This window comes from Amycolatopsis orientalis (assembly GCF_000943515.2).
GTDB classification, from domain to species: Bacteria; Actinomycetota; Actinomycetes; order Mycobacteriales; family Pseudonocardiaceae; genus Amycolatopsis; species Amycolatopsis orientalis.
In genome coordinates this window covers 394,241-410,742 of the sequence record NZ_CP016174.1, presented here as the reverse complement: position 1 = coordinate 410,742, position 16,502 = coordinate 394,241, and the positions used below count along the sequence as shown (strand labels likewise).

Sequence of the window (16,502 nt, the reverse complement as noted above, 5' to 3'; positions counted from 1 at the left end):
CACGCCCTCCCTGGGGGGTGGGCGTGAACACGGTGACAGGTCAGAGGTCGTGGCCATCGACGATCGCGGCTTGGCCCTTATGGGCGCCTCGAGGCACGCCGTGCGGCGTGGCGGGCGGCTGCTCACCGGCGGAGCCGGTGGGACCATGAGCGCGAGGAGATCGATGTCTGGCCGGTGCTCCTGTCTCCGGTCGAATCTCGGACCGGACGGAACCGGGGGAAGTTTCCCTCGATGTCCTTGACTGTACGCCAGATCGTGCTGTCCGGGTGAATTGCTTCCGCTGGACGGCCGTGGGACGATGGGGACAGACCACGGAGCTACCGTGGCGTGTTGTGGGACCAGTGCCTCTCTCGGCCGAACCAGACCCTTCGGTGTACCGAAACCCGTTGCTGGACTGACCACTCTCACAAACCAGAACGGTGTGATTCCTCATGACCTTCGCAACGCCGCTGGATCAGCCGGCGTCGCCGTCCAAACAGGGCACCGACTTCGCCGAACTGTCCAAATTGGTCAAAGACGCCGGCTTGCTCAAACGGAGGCGTGTCTACTACGCGCTGAAGATCTCCTTGAATCTCCTCGCCTTCGCGGGCGGCTGGGTCGCGTTCGCGCACCTCGGCGACTCCTGGTGGCAGCTGTTCCTCGCCGCCTTCTTCGCGATGATGTTCACGCAGCTCTCCTTCATCGGGCACGATGCCGGGCACAAGCAGATCTTCTCGAGCCGCAAGGCCAACGACGCCACGGGATTCGTCCACGGTGGACTGACCGGGTTGAGCTACGGCTGGTGGATCGGGACGCACAACCGTCACCACGCCAACCCCAACCACGAGGACGAAGACCCGGACGTCAACCTCGCGGCCCTCATCTTCACCAAGGCCCAAGGCGCCGAACGGCGCGGTTTCCTGCGCTGGATGGCGAAGTACCAGGCTTTCCTGTTCTTCCCCTTGCTGTTGCTGGAAGGCCTGAACCTGCACGTGTCGAGCGTGACGGCGATCTTCCAGCGCGGCTTCAAACGCCGGAAGCTCGAATCGGCGCTGATGCTGGCCCACATCGCCGCGTACCTGACGGCCGTGTTCGTGGTCCTCTCGCCGGGTGTCGGTTTCGCTTTCATCGCCGTGCACCAGTGCCTTTGGGGTGTCTACATGGGCTGCTCGTTCGCCCCGAACCACAAGGGGATGCCGACGCTGTCGGCGGGCCACAAGCTCGACTTCCTGCGCAAGCAGGTCCTGACCTCGCGCAACGTGCGCGGCGGTCCGGTCGTGGACTTCGCCCTCGGCGGGCTCAACTACCAGATCGAGCACCACCTGTTCCCGAGCATGGCGCGGCCGAATCTCAAGCACGCCCAGGTGATCGTCCGGGAGTTCTGCGAGAAGCACGGCATCGACTACGCGCAGTGCGGCTGGGCGGCGTCCTACGGGTACGTCCTCCGGCACCTGCACGAGGTCGGCGCTCCGTTGCGCGCCCAGACGACGGCGGGTGCGCGATGACCGCCGCCGTCCACTCACTCGGCGATGTCGCCGAGCCCGCCGCCGACGATCGCTGCCCGACCTGCCCGCATCCGATGTCCTCGCACGACGCGATCGCGCGGCGGTTCTGCACCGCGACAGCGGCCGGCGGCTTCAGCCGCGGCTGCACCTGCGCCACGAAGCCCGAAACAACCGAATAGAGGACGCACCATGAACGCCGAAACCATCCCCGTCTCCCGCTACGAAAAGCGGGTCGACACCGTGAAGAAGATCGTCACCGAACACACCACCCTCGACAACGAGGCGGCGTTCTCCCTGGCCGTGCACATGGTCCGGGCCCTCGACACCGTCCCGGAGCCGGTCCGCTGACGGGTGTGGCCGAAGTTACTCGCGCGTTAACAACGCGTCAGTGACCCGCCCCTGGCCGTCAGGGAGCTGTTGCCGGAGCGGCCGGGGTGGGTCGATCGGAGTTGTGCTGGCGGAGCACTGACCGATCGACGCGGAGGTAACCGTGACGCTCAGCGAGCTCCTGCCCAGCCTCGGCTGCGAGGCCGCCGACCACCTCGAACCCGGTGTCTGGCCACGGAGCACCTGTCTCGGCCCCGGCGGGGAACTGCTGTTCGCCGGCGCCCCGGTGTCCCACCTCGCCGCCCGGTTCGGCACCCCGGCGTATCTGCTCGACGAGGACGAGGTCCGGCAGAACGCCCGCGCGTACCGAAGGGCGCTGCCGGACGCCGAGGTGGCGTACGCGAGCAAGGCGCTGTGCACCCGGGCGGTCCTGCGCTGGATCGCCGAGGAAGGGCTCTCCCTCGACACCTGCTCCGCGGGCGAGATCGCCGTGGCCCGGTCGGTCGGGTTCCCCGCCGAGCGGATCCTGCTGCACGGCAACGCGAAGACCCCCGAAGACCTCAAGGCCGCGTTGTCCTACGGCGTCCGCCGGATCGTGGTGGACTCGCTCGACGAGATCGAGCAACTCGGTGCGCTCGCCACCGGCGCGCAGCAGGTGCTGATCCGTGTGACCCCCGACGTCGCGGCGGGGACGCACGCGGCGATCACCACGGGCACCGAGGGGCAGAAGTTCGGCTTCTCGCTGCGCGAGGAGGTCCGGGACAACCTCGACAGGGCCGTTTCCGCCGTCCTCGCCCAGCCGGGGCTCCGGCTGGCGGGGCTGCACTGCCACATCGGTTCGCAGGTGTCCCGTGTGGACTTCTACGAACAGACTGCGCGCAAGATGATCGCGGTGCTCGTCCGGCTCCGCGCGACCCACGGCGTCACGCTGCGGGAACTGGACCTCGGCGGCGGGCACGCCGTCCGCTATCTGCCCGGCGACACCGGTTTCGACCTCGACGGCTACGTGCGCCGCCTGCGGGTCGCACTCGCGTACGAATGCACGTCGCACGGCTTCCCCCTGCCGAAACTGACGATCGAACCGGGCCGCGCGATCGTCGGTCCCGCCGGTATCACCGTGTACCGGGTCTGCGCGGTGAAACGCGGTTCGCGCACGTTCGTCGCCGTCGACGGCGGGATGAGCGACAACGCCCGGCCCGCGCTCTACGGGGCCGCGTACACCGCGCGCCTGATCGGCAGGCGCAGCCGCGCGGCCCGGCGGCCGATGACGGTGGTCGGACGGCACTGCGAATCGGGCGACGTCCTCGCCGACGGACTGGCGCTTCCCGACGACGTCCACCCCGGGGATCTGCTCGCCGTACCGTGCACCGGGGCCTACCACCACTCGCTCGCGTCGAATTACAACCTTGTCGGCAGGCCGCCGGTCGTGGGCGTCTCGCGCGGTACGGCGACCCTGCTCGTCCGGCGGGAAACCGAGGAAGACCTGCTGAAACGCGACCTCGGCTGACTCGCCTTCCGAAAACCTCCCCACTCGCTCTATCGAACGACAGAATCCTGCGTGCGACGACGCTGGAAAAGAGAATCGCGACAAACAACTTAACGGCGGTAGCATTCTGGACATTGATCGATACGCTGCGCGACAAGAATCGCATGCCGAAACAAAGGGAGGGACGGCATGGGTGACGAACCACGCGCGCAGATGGAGCAGCGCACACCTAGAGGTTTGGACAATACCGATCGCACTCTGATCGCCCTGTTGCAAGTCGACGGGCGGGCCTCGTTCACGGCGCTCGCCAAGGCCGTCGGCCTGTCGGAAGGGGCGGTGCGGCAGCGCGTCCAGCGACTGCTGCGGGACGAGACGATGCAGATCGTCGCGGTCACGGATCCGACGAACGTCGGACTCGGACGGCAGGCGATGGTCGGGATCAAGGTCCAAGGCGATCCGCGGGCGGTCTCCGACCAGCTCTCCGGATTGCCGGACGTGCATTACGTCGTCCTCACCGCGGGAACTTACGACCTGCTCGCCGAGGTCGCCTGCCGGGACGACGAACACCTCTTGAGTGTGCTGAACGACGACATCCGGCCTATCCCGGGTGTCGTGAGCACCGAGACCTTGGTCTATCTGAAACTGGCAAAACAGACATACGCCTGGGGCAACCTGACCCGCTAGTACCTCGGTCCGTGTGACGAAGGGGCCTTTCCCCGCGAAATTCGCGAGGAAAGGCCCCTTCGTCGTCGCTCGCTTTCCTCCTGAGGTTCCGAGGGAGCGGGGTCGTGAGTGGCGAGTGACGTTAGAACGACACTCGCCACTCACGACGTCGTTGCGGGACCGGTGGCATGGCCAAGGTCGTACCCGGGCCTCCGCGGCCGCGGGACCTCGTTCCTGCTCTCAGGGGCCATGCCCGGGGGCTGAAGGGAACTTTCCCCGCGTCTCATGCGGCGAGGGGCGCTTTCCCCGCATCGGATGCGACGAAAGGCCCCTTCACCCCGCCCCCGCCACGGCTAGACGCAGCGCAGATACGCGTCCGGAGTCCGCCGCCTGGAGTCAAGCCCGCGAAGGACCTTCGGCAGCTGCCCGCTGTACAGCACCCCGAGGCGCTGGGTCGCCCTCGTCAACGCGACGTACAGTTCCGCCTCACCGCTGGGGCCTTCCACGAGGATCCGTTCCGGTTCCACCACGAGGACGGCGTCGTACTCCAGGCCCTTGGTCGCGGACGGCGCGATCGCCCCGGGGATTCCCGGCGGCCCGATGACCACCGAAGTGCCCTCGCGCCCCGCTTCCTCGCGGACGAACTCCGCGACGGCGTCTTCCAAGTCCACTTCGGACAGTTCACGCGCCCACGGCCGCACGCCGCACGAACGCACCGACTCCGGCGGGACGGCGTCCGGCGCGAAACTCGTGAGGAGCGAGGACGCCACCGCCATGATCTCCGACGGCGTCCGGTAGTTGACGGTCAGCTTCCGGTACAGCCACCGGTCGGCGACGTACCGGGAGAGCATCGCGTCCCACGACCGCGCGCCGGAGGGCGACCGGCGCTGCGCGAGATCCCCGACGATGGTGAACGACCGGCTGGGACAGCGCCGCATCAGCACCCGCCAGTCCATTTCGGACAGTTCTTGCGCCTCGTCGACCACGACGTGGCCATAGGTCCATTCCCGGTCGGCGGCGGCGCGTTCGGCCAGGTCCCGTTCGTCGCGCTTCGCGTAGCGCGCCGCCAGGTCCTCCGCCTTCAGCACGTCCGTCGGCCGGAGCGCGAACTCGTAGTCGTCGTGATCGTCTTCGACCTCGATGAGTTCGAGCACCCGCTCCGCGTACTCCTTCTGGGCCAGCTGCCGCCGCTCCTCCGCGCGGCGCTCGGCGGTGCGGTCCCAGCCGAGCAGTTCGACGGCCTCGTCCAGCAGGGGCACGTCTGACACCGTCCACGCCGCCGCGTCCTCGCGGAACAGCGCCGGATCGGCCCCGGCGGCCCGCAACCGCGCCGTCGAGCCGTAGAGGTCGGCGAGCAGCCGCCGGGGCGTCAGCACCGGCCACAGGCGGTCGAGCACCGCCCCGAGCCCCACGCTGCCCTCCAGATCCCGCCGGAGGTTCTTCAGCATCTCCGGCCGGTTGTGCGTGTCGTCCCGCGGCAGCCAGCCCTCGCCGACGCGGTCGACGGCGCGTTCGGCGAGCGCGGTGATCACCTCGCGTTCGAAGACGGCCTTCGCCTCGTTGTGCAGCAGCCCGCTCTCCCTGGCCACCTCGCGCGCGGCCGCGGCGATCCCGGCGTCGAGTGTCACGGTGACGTCGTCGAGTTCGATCGGCTCCGGGCCGGAGGGCAGTTCCTGCCGGTCCGCCACCGCCGCCGCGAGCACGTCCAGGATCGCCAGCGAGCCCTTGAGCCGCTGGACGACGGGCGGATCCTCGCGTTCGGTGTGCAGACCGGCGACGAGGTCTCCCGGCGTCGTGAAGACGGCGCTGGTCTCGCCGAGCGACGGCAGGACCCGGCCGATGTGGTCGAGGAAGCCGCTGCTCGGCCCGACCACGAGCACGCCGCGGCGTTCCATGCGCTCCCGTTTCGTGTACAGCAGGTACGCCACCCGGTGCAGCGCGACCGCCGTCTTGCCGGTGCCGGGGCCGCCCTCGACGACCACGACACCCGGGTGCTCCAGCCGGATGATCTCGTCCTGTTCGGTCTGGATCGTCGCGACGATGTCCCGCATCCCCTCGCCGCGCGGCGCGTTGACCGCGGCCAGCAGCGCGACGTCGCCCCGTTCCCCCGCCACCTCCGGGCGGCCGAAGACCTCGTCGGTGAAGTCGAGGACCTTGCGGCCGAGGGTGCGGAACTGACGTCGTCGCGCCATTCCCTCCGGGGACGCGCCCGTCGCGCAGTAAAACGCCCGCGACGCGGGCGCGCGCCAATCCTGCAGCAAGGGTTCGTAGTCGTTGTCTTCGTCGAAAAGGCCGACCCTGCCGACATAGATCCGTTCGCCCGAAAGGGCGTCCAAACGGCCGAAACAAAGGCCCTCGTCGGCGACCTTCAACCGGGCCATTTCGCGGGCTTTCGCGGCGACGGACACTTCCCGGTCCGAAAGCCCGAACCCTTCTCCGCGCAGCGCGCCCGCGTACGCTTCGCTCACCCGCAGACGTTCGGCGTCCAGCCGCCCGTACAGCGACGTGACGTACTCCCGTTCGGACCGCAATTCCTCGTCGTACCCCTGATTTGACAAGTTCCCCTCACAGCGGCTAGACTACTGACACATTCGGCGTATCGATCGAGCATTTCTGATCGGACGCCGATTTTTTATTGTCCACCCCTTGTCAAGAGGGACCCGCCGTTACCGGGAAAAGGATCGTGCGCGATAATGGGGGCGCGAACCCACCATTACCGCGCACGTTTCGTGCCGCCGTTCAGCCGAGCATGAACTCGCCGGGGTCCAGCGCCCTCCCCACCACGCGGACGTCACCGAGCCAGCCGTGGAAAGCCTGTTCGACGATCGAGTCGTAGGCGTAGGCACCGATCAGCCACGCGCCGCCGGGGTTCGCGATCCCGGCGGCCGCCGTCTTGGGGTTGCGCAGCACCGGGCAGCCGTCGACGTACAGCGTCGTCCGCCTCCCGTCGTTGACCGCGGCGACATGGATCCATTCCCGCAGCGGCAGTTCGTGCCCCCAGCAGGTGGAGATGCCGTTCTGGTTCAGCGGGAACACCGCCCACTGGAACGCCGCACCGTCCGAAAGGGACAGTGTCGCGGCCGGCTCGCCGGGATCGTCACCCGTCTTGCCCGCCTTGCCGCCGGACCCCTGCCTGCCGAAGAGCGCGGCCCAGGAATGGTTGCCGTCCTTGAAATCCTCGGGCAGCTTGACGAACGCCTCGACGGTGTAGCCGCGCGCGAACGTCTCCGCGTTCATCGGCGCGGAGTCCGCCGTGCGCAGGTAGGCCCCGCGCGCCGGTTTCTTGCCGCCATCGAACCGGAGACTCGACCTCGACGGCTGCCGCCCGGAGAACTCGCCGGAGAACCGCAGTGTGTCTTCCGCGCTGCCGGGCAGGGTCACCCGGACCAGGTCGTTGCCGCGGCCGGACAGGTCGCGGATACCGCCCGCCGGTGCGCCGTCGCGGCCTTCGAAGCGCCAGTAGGCCACGGTTCCGCGGACGAGCTGCCGTTCGGCGGGACGCGCGGGCGGGACCGGGACCGGCGCGAACCCGGCGAACCTGGCGCCGAAATCGACGTCCAGGCTGAAGTAGTCCACCGGGCCGGTGCGTTCGATCTCCTGCCGCTGCAGCTCGTTCAGCCGCGGCGCCTGCTCGGCCAGCCACGGCGAGAACGTGCGGACGTCGATCACGTTCCGCGTCAGATCGAACCGGTAGAGCCGGATCATCGCGCTGCCGCCGTAGTACCGGTCCTGGTAGTTGGTGATGTGCAGGTGGACGTCGTGGCCGGCCTTGTTCTTCTTCACCGCGCGGCCCGGCGGCCAGAAGTGCCCGTTGAGGGTCAGGAAGATCTGGTCGTTCCCGGCGACCAGTTCGTCCCACACCTTCTGCCCGAACTCGGAAAACCGGGCCTGGCCCGCGTCGTCGGCCCATACCAATTCATGGATGGTCAGGATCGCCGGAAGCCGCGGATGCCGCGCGAGTACCGACCGCGCCCACTCCAGCCCACCCGCCGACGGCCGCCAGTCGAGCGCGAGCAGCAGCCATTCGCGTCCGCCCCCGCGGAACACGTGGTAGCTGTTGTAGCCGTCCGGGCTCGCGCCGCGGAAGGTCCGCGAACCCCGTTGCCGGTGCGGGCCGAACGCGTCGAGGTACGGCGTGCGGCCGCGCTGGTCGTCGGTCGAGGACTTGATGTCGTGGTTGCCCGCCAGCGTGCTGTACGGGAACCGGCGGCGGTCCAGGTGCTGGAACGACCGGCTGATCTGGTCGAACTCACCCGGCTGCCCGTTCTCCGTGAGGTCGCCGAGATGCGCGAGGAAGACGATGTTCTCGTCGCCGCCGGTGACGTGGCGCAGGGTGGCGTCCAACGGCGCGGGGTCGCCGCGATCGGCGTCGAAGAGGTACTGCGTGTCGGGCAGGACGGCGAGGGTGAAGCAGGCGTCTTCGGTGTCCATGCCGTGGCGGCCGGGGGTCGCCGAAGCCGCCGGGGCGCCGAGCGCGGGCAACGCGGACACCGCCGCACCGGCGCCGAGCAGGCCGGCGCCGCGCAGGAATGTCCGTCGAGAGGAGTCGTTCACGGCCGCAACCTACGGCGGCGGAGGCAACGCGTCCCGAACCGCGGATGAACACTTGCCCCGCTCGGTAGCTTCGTGGCATGGGGAACGTCAAACGCTGGCCCGTGCTCGCCGGGGTCGGTGTGGTGGTGGCCGCGGCAGGCTGGTGGATCGTGGACGAGATGCCGTCGGTGGACGACGCCGTCGCGCGGGACGCGCTGCCGTCGATCGACGAGCATCTTCGCGCGTGGCTGGCGACGGCCGCCCGCTCCGGCGACCCGAACATCCGCTGGGTGTGCACGCAGAAGGTGATCGAGACCCGGGCCGACGGCGAGCGGGTCAAGGTCGGCCTGGTCGCGAGCTGCGACGAGGTCGCGAAGGAAAACGACGGACTCGTCAAGCGCGGCGGAATCCGCCGTCAGCCGGTGGTCTACCGCGTGGAACGCACGCCGGACGGGTACCGCGTACTCGACTGGAAGTTCGCGGAGGACGGCGCGGGCTACTCGCCTTCGGTCAAGGCGATGTTCTCGTGGGTCGGCGCCCGGCGGGTGCTCGACGGCACGAGCCCCGACGACCCGGCGAAGATCGCGCCCGCCGCTTTCGGCCTGCCCGAAGACACCCCGGTCCGCGCCCGGCGGTGATCAGTCGCTGTTCCGGTCGATCATCTTCGGCACGATGAACCACATCACGACGAACAGCACCGCCGAGACCACACCGAGGACCGTCATCGCGATCGGGCCGAAGACGACCTTGGCGATGAGCGAGACGGTCGTGGTGATCGCGGCCGCGAGGCAGCCGAGTCCGATCAGGACCGAACGGTTGCCGACGGTGAGGATCCGCTCACGGTTCCCGGTGCGGAACAGCAACCGGTGCCACGCGGCGGGCGCTGTCAGCAGCACCGTCGAGCAGACCGTGAGCAGGACCGCCGTCAGGTGAACGGATTTCTCGAACCCGCTCGCCTCGTGGAACTCGTCGGTGAACACCACCGTGAGCAGGAACCCGAAGAGGATCTGGACGCCCGCCTGCGCGACCCGGAGTTCCTGCAGGAGCTCACTGACGTTGCGGGTCAGGCGTTCGTTCTTCGTCTCTCCGGTGTGCTCGACCATGCGGCGACTCCAAGACCATCGGTTGACGGGTGACTTTTTCATGCCAGCCGAGCGAAGTCACCGACACGACCACGACGGCGAGGCCCAGCCACTGCGTACCGGACAAATGTGCGTTCAGGAACGATACGCCTATGACGGCCGCGGTGACGGGGAACGCCAGTTCCGCCAACGTCGCCCTGGCGGCCGGGGTCGACCGCAGGCCCAGGTAGTACAGGCTCAGCGCCAGCAGACCGGGAACCAGCGCGAGCAACCCGAGTCCGATCGCGTTGTCCCAGCCGACCGCGAACCCGCCGCCCTGGACCGCCACGATGCCCGCCGCGACCGGGAGCCCGACGGTGAACCGCAGGGTGGTGACCTCCTTCGGCGCCAGTTCGGTGGAGAGCAACCGGCCGAGCACCGTGCCCGCCGCCCACAACGCGGCCGCGCCGATCGCCAGCAGCGCCGCCTTCGCCGCGGCCACCTGGATGTTCAGCGGATCCTTGAACGCCAGCAGCCAAGCACCGAGCAACGCCGGGATCGCGAAGAAGGCGTAACCAGGGCGAACCCTTTCGCCGAGGACGAAGAACGCGGCGAGGACGGCGAACACCGGCTGGAGCTTCTGCAGCACCAACGGCGTCACGGGGTCGCCCAGTTTGAAGGCGGCGGTGAACATCGCCGTCGCCAGGGCGGACGAGCCGCCGCCGATGGCGAGCACGGCCAGCCATTCCCGCGGGCCGCACCGGCGCAGCGCGCGGAAGGCACCCGGGATGAGCGGGCTCAGCACGAGCACCACCAGCAGGTGTTCCCAGAAGACGACCGTGGCCGCCGGGAGCGCCTCGGCGAGCGGAAGGCGCAGAAGGCCGTCAGTGCCCCAGAGGGCCGCGGCGACCGCGACCAGCCAGGTGCGGTCCGGAGGATTGGTACTCACATTTCCTGCCCATAGTTTGAGAATGATCGCCCGACCGAGTGATCGGTCTGGCGTGCCCGATGTCCGGCGGACTAGGCAGGGGGCATGCGCCCCGTCCCCGCACTCGCCATCGTCCTGTCCACGGCCGCACTGGCCCTCACCTCCGGCACCGGACCGGCCACCGCCGCCACCGAAGCCCCGGTGCACGTGATCACCGCCAAGGGCAAGCTCACGACGTACAAGCCGGAACTGGTCCCGGCCGGCGCTCGCGCGCACGTCTTCGGGTTGACCTCCAAGGCTTTCGGCACCTCGACCGCGCTACTCGTGACCGGTCTGCTGCCCAACCGCGAATACGGCGCCCACGCGCACACGAAGCCCTGTGGTGCCACCGGCGACCTGGCCGGACCGCACTACCAGAACGTCGAAGACCCGGTGAAGCCGTCGGTGGATCCGGCCTACGCCAACCCCCGCAACGAGATCTGGCTGGACCTCACCACCGACGCCACCGGCCGCGGCGTCGCCGTGTCCAAAGTGGACTGGACGTTCGGCGAGCGGCGGGCGAACTCGATCGTGATCCACGAAACGCATACGCACACCGACCCCGGCCACGCCGGGACCGCGGGTGCCCGGCTGGCCTGTGTCACCGTCGGGTTCTAGAACCCCCAGCCGCGTTCCGGCCGGATCCTGATCCGGACGTTGTACTCCCGATCGAATTTCGGGACGTCGTAGTCGATCGCGGGATAATGCTTCTCGTACTTTTCGAGGAAGCCCGGCTGCTCCGACGCGAGACCGTCCGGCAGGATCTCGGCCTTGCCGCCGATCACCAGGATCGAGCCGCCGTGTTCGTCGCTGTTGAAGTGGATGCTGACTTCGGGGTTGGCTTCGATGTGCCGGGTCTTCGCCGTGTCCGGCTGACTGAAGACGATGAAGTCGTCGCCGTCGAGCACGAACCACACCGGGCGGGGCGAAGGGCGGCCCTTCGGGCTGATGGTGGTCAGCCAGGCGACGCTTTCCTTGGCCCGCTCGGCGAGCCGCGGGTCGGGTTGGTAGCTCATGTGTCGAACCAACCACGACCCGCGGGCATTTCTTCCTCGCTCGCTCAGCGAGACGCGACGAGTTTGGCGTAACGCGTCCCGGCACCGAGCAGCACCAGACCGGCGAGGAGGAAGGCGGCGACCCTGGCCAGGCCGTCGAGCGCGGAGAGATCGAACAGGACCAGCTTCAGCACCGCCGCCCCGACCAGTACCAGGCCGATCACCCGCAGGCCGACCACCGCGATACCGCGGATGAGCAGTACGAGCGCCGCGACCGTCCAGGACACCGTGATCACCACGTGGCCCACCAGGAAACCCGAGCGGCCGGGGAGGGCCAGCAGCGCGCCGCACAGCACCATCGCGCCCGCGCCGTAAAGCGCGCAGATTCCGGCGAAGAACCACGGCACGATGTTCTCCGACGCGGCCCTGAACAGCCCGAGCCGGTGCGCGACCCACGGAAGCGTGATCGAGACGGCCAGGATCGCGACGGCGACCAGCAGCGCGGCGGCGAGGTCGGCGTCCAGGCGATCCCTGATCAGGAAGAAGAGCGTGGGCGGGACGTCGAAGGCCAGCGCGATGACACCGCCGATGACGGCGAACCCGAGTCCGCCGAAGAGCGCGACATGCTTCTTCGTCCAGAGCGCGACCAGTGCCAGCAGCACCCCTTCGCCGAGCAGAATCGCCGACCGGGCACTGCCGTCGAACAGCGTCATCGTCGTCTGGAGGGCCGCGACGAGCCCCGCCGCCCCCGCCAGGTCACCCGTCCAGCCGTCGAGCCACTGCCCGGCCGCCCACACGCCGAGCAGCACCAGCGCGACAGACGCGGTCACCAGCACGGCCGAGGTCTTCGGGAGGAACAGCGCGGCGAGCAACGACGGCGCCGGAGCGGTGGCGAGCAGGGCCAGCGCGGCGGCGTCGCCGGAACGCTTGGTGGTGACGATCAAGGCGAGCGCGAGACCGACAGCGCCCGCTGCCAGCGCGGCGGCGGTGTTGGCGGCGCTGCCGCCGACACCGGTGAACGCCGTACTGAAGACCGACGCGACCAGCGGCGGGATCCCGGCGGCGACCGCGACCGACGGCCACGACTGGCGCAGCTGCACCGGCGTCGAGGCGACCTGGACCACCAGCAGGAACGCGACCAGTTCGGGCTTGAAACCCTGCGTGATCAACGGCGCGCAGACCACACAGCCGAGCACGACGGCCGTCGCGAGCAGCGACGACTTCCACCGCACGGCCAGCAGCAACCCGCCGACCGCGACCAGGAGACCGAGCGCCAGACCGGCGTAGGCCGGGAGGTACTCGTACATCGTCGTCGCGGCGATCGTGTCGAGGTACAACGCCCCGATCCCGGTCGCGGCGAGCGCGAACGCGCCCGTGCGGCCGGCCGGGGTGCGGTGCAGGCGCAGCCCGATCCCGACGAGCAGCACCCCGAGCGCGGCACCGCCGATCCCCCGCGGCAGCGGGCCGAACCAGCCACGCTGGATGGCGAGCACGAGGAACAGCACGATGCCGAGCAGCGTGACCGCGCCGCCGATCCAGGCCAGGAGCCTGCTGCCGGCGCCCTCCTTGCTCAGCTTCTCCGCCAGCGTGGTCTTGGGGACCGGCTGATACGGGCGGGCCTGCTGCGGCTGCTGGTACTGCTGACGGTATTGCTGCTGCCACTGCGAGTACTGGGCCTGCTGATACTGCTGGTATTGCTGCTGCTGGTGGTACTGCTGCTGGTACTGGGGATGCTGCGGGTGGGTGAAGTAGCGCGGGTACGGCTGGGGCGGGATCTGGGGCTGCTGGGGCTGGGCCTGCTGGGGTTGCGGGGCCTGCTGCGGCTGATGTGCGGCGGCCTGCTCCGGCTGCTGTGCCGTGGGCTGCTCCGGCGTCTCCTGCGGTGCGGGCTGGTCGGCCTGCACCTGGGGTGCCTGCTCAGGAGCCTCTTCCTGGGCCGTCTCCGCTCCGGACCGGACGGTCCGCAGCTCCGTACCGACCCGCGCGAGGCGGGCCCCAAGGTCGTCGATCTCCCCGGCGAGCCTGAGGAGCACATCCCCATCGGTGGTCATGGCGATCAGCATGCGGTCTGGAGCGGGCCGAGGGATCCGTAGCACTACTCAATCGTGATGACGATGTGGTCGCGACCTGCGAGATCATCGCGATCGGGCCCAAGCGCCGGTGGTCGACGGCAGCATGTCGAGACGCCCACAGGCGCGACGCGCCAGTTCGCGCCCCGGCGCGGGCCCAACGGCGGTTGCCGTCGATTCACTCCGGCTGCGTGGTCCACAGCGCGCTGATCGGCAGGCACGCGAGGTTCTCCCCGAAGGGGAGCTGCTGGTCGCCGCAGTAGAGGACAAAACCGGCACGAAGGCGGTCGCCCAGGCGTCGTTGAAGAACCCGGATCGAGCGAAAATCATCGGTCCGAACCGTTTCAGCGGCCTTCACCTCGATTGCGACCACACGGCCGGCATTGTCCTCCAGGACCGCATCGACCTCGTAGCCGTCGCGGTCCCGATAGTGATGCAGACGAGGCATCGTCTGGCTCCACGTGACCTGACGCGCGAGTTCGCCAATGACGAATGTTTCGATGAGCCCGCCTGTCGTGGCGTCGTTGGTGACACCGGAGACAAGGTGCCCGGCGAGGCCAACGTCGTTGAAAACCAGCTTAGGTGTGGCGACCGCCCGCGTCGTCGCGTTCGCCGACCATGCCGGAATCAATCGGATCAGGTAGATCAGTTCGAGGAGTCCGACGTAGTCGCGGACAGTCGACGCGGGGAGTGCGAGATCGGAGGAAAGCCGACTGTAGTTGAGCAAGCCACCGGACTGTGCCGCGAGCATCCCGATAAGACGCCGCATATCGGAGATACGTTGGATGTCCGCGACTTGATGCACGTCCCGGCTCATGATGTCGTCGAGGTAGGACCTGAAGAACTGAGCACGTCGCCGTGGAGTTTCGCGACGTACGGCTTCGGGATATCCGCCGCGTGCGGCGAGAGCCAGGTAATCACGGCGACGCAATGTCGAGGACGCTGCCTGCAATCGACTACCGTTGAGGAACGCCGCGTCGACGAAACCGTCAGGCCCGCCAGTGATCTCCCCTTGAGACAAGGGGAACAGCTCGATCGTCTCCGAGCGCCCTGGCAAAGAATCAGGAAGTTGACTCAATCCGAGAAGGCGGGCCGAGCCGGTCAGCAGAAATCGCCCCGGACGAGGATCCCGGTCCACTATGTGCTTGATGGTCAGCCATAATTCCGGGACTCGCTGGACCTCATCGATGAGCATAGCCCCCGGCGCGTCCAGGAACGCCACTGGATCGGCGTCGGCCGAAGCCCTGGTCCGCGGGTCGTCCAGATAGCGTCGCACACCATCCGGATGGTGATCGCGCAAACACTGCTCGGCAAGAGTGCTTTTACCGGTTTGGCGGGCTCCATTGATGATGACGACACGCGTGTCGCCGAGAGCCTCCGTGACCATGTCAGCGGCTCTGCGCGGGAGGTAACCATCAGCTCTGTGCACAACTCAACGGTACCAGTGTCCGTGAATCTGCCGACCCTACCGTCGCTGATCTGCCGAAAACTGTGTCGCTGATCTGCCGATGATCCTATCGTGAATCTGCCGATACGAGACCTTCGCTCGCACCGGCAGCCCACCTAGGCGGTCTCATCGGCCGTCCGTCCCCGGAACTTTAGGGGCCGCACGCTCAAGAAGGCGAAGCTGCGAAATCCTCCGGTCCGGGTTCAGGCCCGCTGGCCGATCCCCGACGGGCCGATGAAATCGGTCCATGGTCGCCCCTTGCCCTGTTCCGATCGGCGGAGACCGGCCCACCTGCGAGTGACAGACACCACAAGCGACAATGGAGGACGTGACAGCCACCCTGAGCAAGCCCACCCTGAAGATCGGCCCCTACGAGGTCGATCCCCCGGTCGTGCTCGCTCCGATGGCGGGCATCACCAACGTCGCCTTCCGGCAGCTCTGCCAGGAGTACGGCGCGGGCATCTACGTCTGCGAGATGATCACCGCCCGCGCGGTGGTCGAACGCCACCCCGGCACGATGCACATGATGACCTTCGGCGAGAACGAAAAGCCCAGGTCCATGCAGCTCTACGGGGTCGACCCCAAGACGATGGCCGAGGCCGTCCGCATCATCACCGGCGAGGGCCTCGCCGACCATATCGACAGCAACTTCGGCTGCCCGGTCGCGAAGGTGACGCGTAAGGGCGGCGGCGCCGCGTTGCCGTTCAAGCGCAAGCTGTTCGCCGACATCGTCCGCGAGTCGGCGAAGGCCGCGGCCGAGGCGGGCGTGCCGTTCACGGTCAAGTTCCGGGTCGGGATCGACGACGACCACCTGACCTACCTCGACGCCGGGCGGATCGCCGAGGCCGAGGGCGCGGCGGCGGTCAGCCTGCACGCGCGCACCGCCGCGCAACGCTATTCCGGCCAGGCCGACTGGACGAAGATCGCCGCGCTCAAGGAGGCCGTCACCAGCATCCCGGTGCTCGGCAACGGTGACATCTTCTCCGCCGAGGACGCGCTGCGCATGGTCGACGAGACTGGCTGTGACGGCGTCGTCGTCGGCCGCGGCTGCCTGGGCAGGCCGTGGTTGTTCGGCGAGCTGGAAGCCGCCTTCGCCGGGCGCCCGCAGCCCACCCCGCCGAACCTCGGCGAGGTCGCGAAGGTGCTGCGGCGCCACACCGAACTCCTCGTCGAACACGACGGCCACGACAAGGCCATGCGCGACATCCGCAAGCACATGGCTTGGTACTTCATGGGTTTCCCGGTCGGCTCCGAGCTGCGGCGCGGCTTCGCGATGCTGTCCAGCATGGACCAGCTCGACGATCTCATCGCCCGCCTCGACCACGAAGCGCCGTTCCCCGTCGCGGCCACCGGGCCTCGCGGGCGGCAGGGGTCGCCGGGCAAGGTCACGCTGCCGCACGGCTGGCTCGACGACCCGGACGACGACTGCGTCCCCGAGGCCGAGGACATGCACTCCGGGGGCTGAACCGA

General features: G+C 68.6%; 15 protein-coding genes. 8 read left to right on the top strand and 7 right to left on the bottom strand.

The window, feature by feature from the left end; all coding sequences use genetic code 11:
* The first annotated feature begins 431 nt into the window (after positions 1 to 431).
* The 5 genes from SD37_RS01980 (at position 432) to SD37_RS01965 (ending at position 3,981) form a co-directional block, all read left to right on the top strand.
* Positions 432 to 1,484 (top strand): fatty acid desaturase family protein, encoded by a 1,053-nt coding sequence (locus SD37_RS01980; protein WP_044853592.1) that lies wholly within the window; start codon positions 432 to 434, stop codon positions 1,482 to 1,484.
* Positions 1,481 to 1,663: an RGCVC family protein gene (locus SD37_RS01975; RefSeq protein ID WP_044853591.1), complete on the top strand. Its 183-nt coding sequence runs from the start codon at positions 1,481 to 1,483 to the stop codon at positions 1,661 to 1,663. The genes SD37_RS01980 and SD37_RS01975 overlap by 4 nt, the downstream gene beginning before the upstream one ends.
* A gap of 10 nt (positions 1,664 to 1,673) precedes the next feature.
* The gene (locus tag SD37_RS43000; protein WP_167369603.1) at positions 1,674 to 1,832 is read left to right on the top strand and encodes a DUF6307 family protein; all 159 of its coding nucleotides are present in this window, start codon (positions 1,674 to 1,676) and stop codon (positions 1,830 to 1,832) included.
* A 142-nt stretch (positions 1,833 to 1,974) separates the two neighbouring features.
* Positions 1,975 to 3,318: a diaminopimelate decarboxylase gene (gene lysA, locus SD37_RS01970; RefSeq protein ID WP_044853590.1), complete on the top strand. Its 1,344-nt coding sequence runs from the start codon at positions 1,975 to 1,977 to the stop codon at positions 3,316 to 3,318.
* A 168-nt stretch (positions 3,319 to 3,486) separates the two neighbouring features.
* A complete protein-coding gene (locus SD37_RS01965) occupies positions 3,487 to 3,981 on the top strand; it encodes an Lrp/AsnC family transcriptional regulator (protein ID WP_044853589.1) in 495 nt (164 codons plus the stop codon).
* Between the two features lie 332 nt (positions 3,982 to 4,313).
* On the opposite strand, the gene helR is transcribed toward SD37_RS01965, so the two are convergent.
* On the bottom strand, positions 4,314 to 6,518 hold the full coding sequence (gene helR / locus SD37_RS01960; RefSeq protein ID WP_265736935.1) for an RNA polymerase recycling motor ATPase HelR: 2,205 nt from the start codon (positions 6,516 to 6,518) through the stop codon (positions 4,314 to 4,316).
* Positions 6,519 to 6,699: 181 nt separating this feature from the next.
* On the bottom strand, positions 6,700 to 8,514 hold the full coding sequence (locus SD37_RS01955; protein WP_044853587.1) for a LamG-like jellyroll fold domain-containing protein: 1,815 nt from the start codon (positions 8,512 to 8,514) through the stop codon (positions 6,700 to 6,702).
* 77 nt (positions 8,515 to 8,591) lie between these two features.
* Here SD37_RS01955 and SD37_RS01950 point away from each other — a divergent pair, with 77 nt between their 5' ends.
* Positions 8,592 to 9,131 (top strand): hypothetical protein, encoded by a 540-nt coding sequence (locus SD37_RS01950; RefSeq protein ID WP_044853586.1) that lies wholly within the window; start codon positions 8,592 to 8,594, stop codon positions 9,129 to 9,131.
* On the opposite strand, the gene SD37_RS01945 is transcribed toward SD37_RS01950, so the two are convergent.
* Both SD37_RS01945 and SD37_RS01940 read right to left on the bottom strand, forming a co-directional pair.
* On the bottom strand, positions 9,132 to 9,596 hold the full coding sequence (locus tag SD37_RS01945) for a DUF6328 family protein (RefSeq protein ID WP_044853585.1): 465 nt from the start codon (positions 9,594 to 9,596) through the stop codon (positions 9,132 to 9,134). It abuts the gene before it with no gap.
* Positions 9,541 to 10,503, bottom strand: a complete 963-nt coding sequence (locus SD37_RS01940) for a DMT family transporter (protein ID WP_044853584.1) — start codon at positions 10,501 to 10,503, stop codon at positions 9,541 to 9,543. The genes SD37_RS01945 and SD37_RS01940 overlap by 56 nt, the downstream gene beginning before the upstream one ends.
* 84 nt (positions 10,504 to 10,587) lie before the next feature.
* Here SD37_RS01940 and SD37_RS01935 point away from each other — a divergent pair, with 84 nt between their 5' ends.
* Entirely contained in the window at positions 10,588 to 11,139 is a 552-nt protein-coding gene (locus tag SD37_RS01935; RefSeq protein WP_044853583.1) for a superoxide dismutase, read from the top strand.
* Here SD37_RS01935 and SD37_RS01930 read toward each other — a convergent pair.
* The 3 genes from SD37_RS01930 to SD37_RS01920 all read right to left on the bottom strand — a co-directional run bounded on the left by SD37_RS01930 (position 11,136) and on the right by SD37_RS01920 (position 14,972).
* Positions 11,136 to 11,537, bottom strand: coding sequence for a TIGR03667 family PPOX class F420-dependent oxidoreductase (locus SD37_RS01930; RefSeq protein ID WP_044853582.1), 402 nt, complete (start codon positions 11,535 to 11,537; stop codon positions 11,136 to 11,138). The genes SD37_RS01935 and SD37_RS01930 overlap by 4 nt on opposite strands.
* 44 nt (positions 11,538 to 11,581) lie before the next feature.
* Positions 11,582 to 13,579, bottom strand: a complete 1,998-nt coding sequence (locus SD37_RS01925; RefSeq protein WP_065912734.1) for a DUF2339 domain-containing protein — start codon at positions 13,577 to 13,579, stop codon at positions 11,582 to 11,584.
* Between the two features lie 184 nt (positions 13,580 to 13,763).
* Entirely contained in the window at positions 13,764 to 14,972 is a 1,209-nt protein-coding gene (locus SD37_RS01920; RefSeq protein WP_044853580.1) for an ATP-binding protein, read from the bottom strand.
* 379 nt (positions 14,973 to 15,351) lie between these two features.
* Between SD37_RS01920 and dusB the strand changes: the two genes are divergently transcribed.
* The gene (gene dusB, locus SD37_RS01915; protein ID WP_037320393.1) at positions 15,352 to 16,497 is read left to right on the top strand and encodes a tRNA dihydrouridine synthase DusB; all 1,146 of its coding nucleotides are present in this window, start codon (positions 15,352 to 15,354) and stop codon (positions 16,495 to 16,497) included.
* The last annotated feature ends 5 nt before the right edge of the window (positions 16,498 to 16,502 follow it).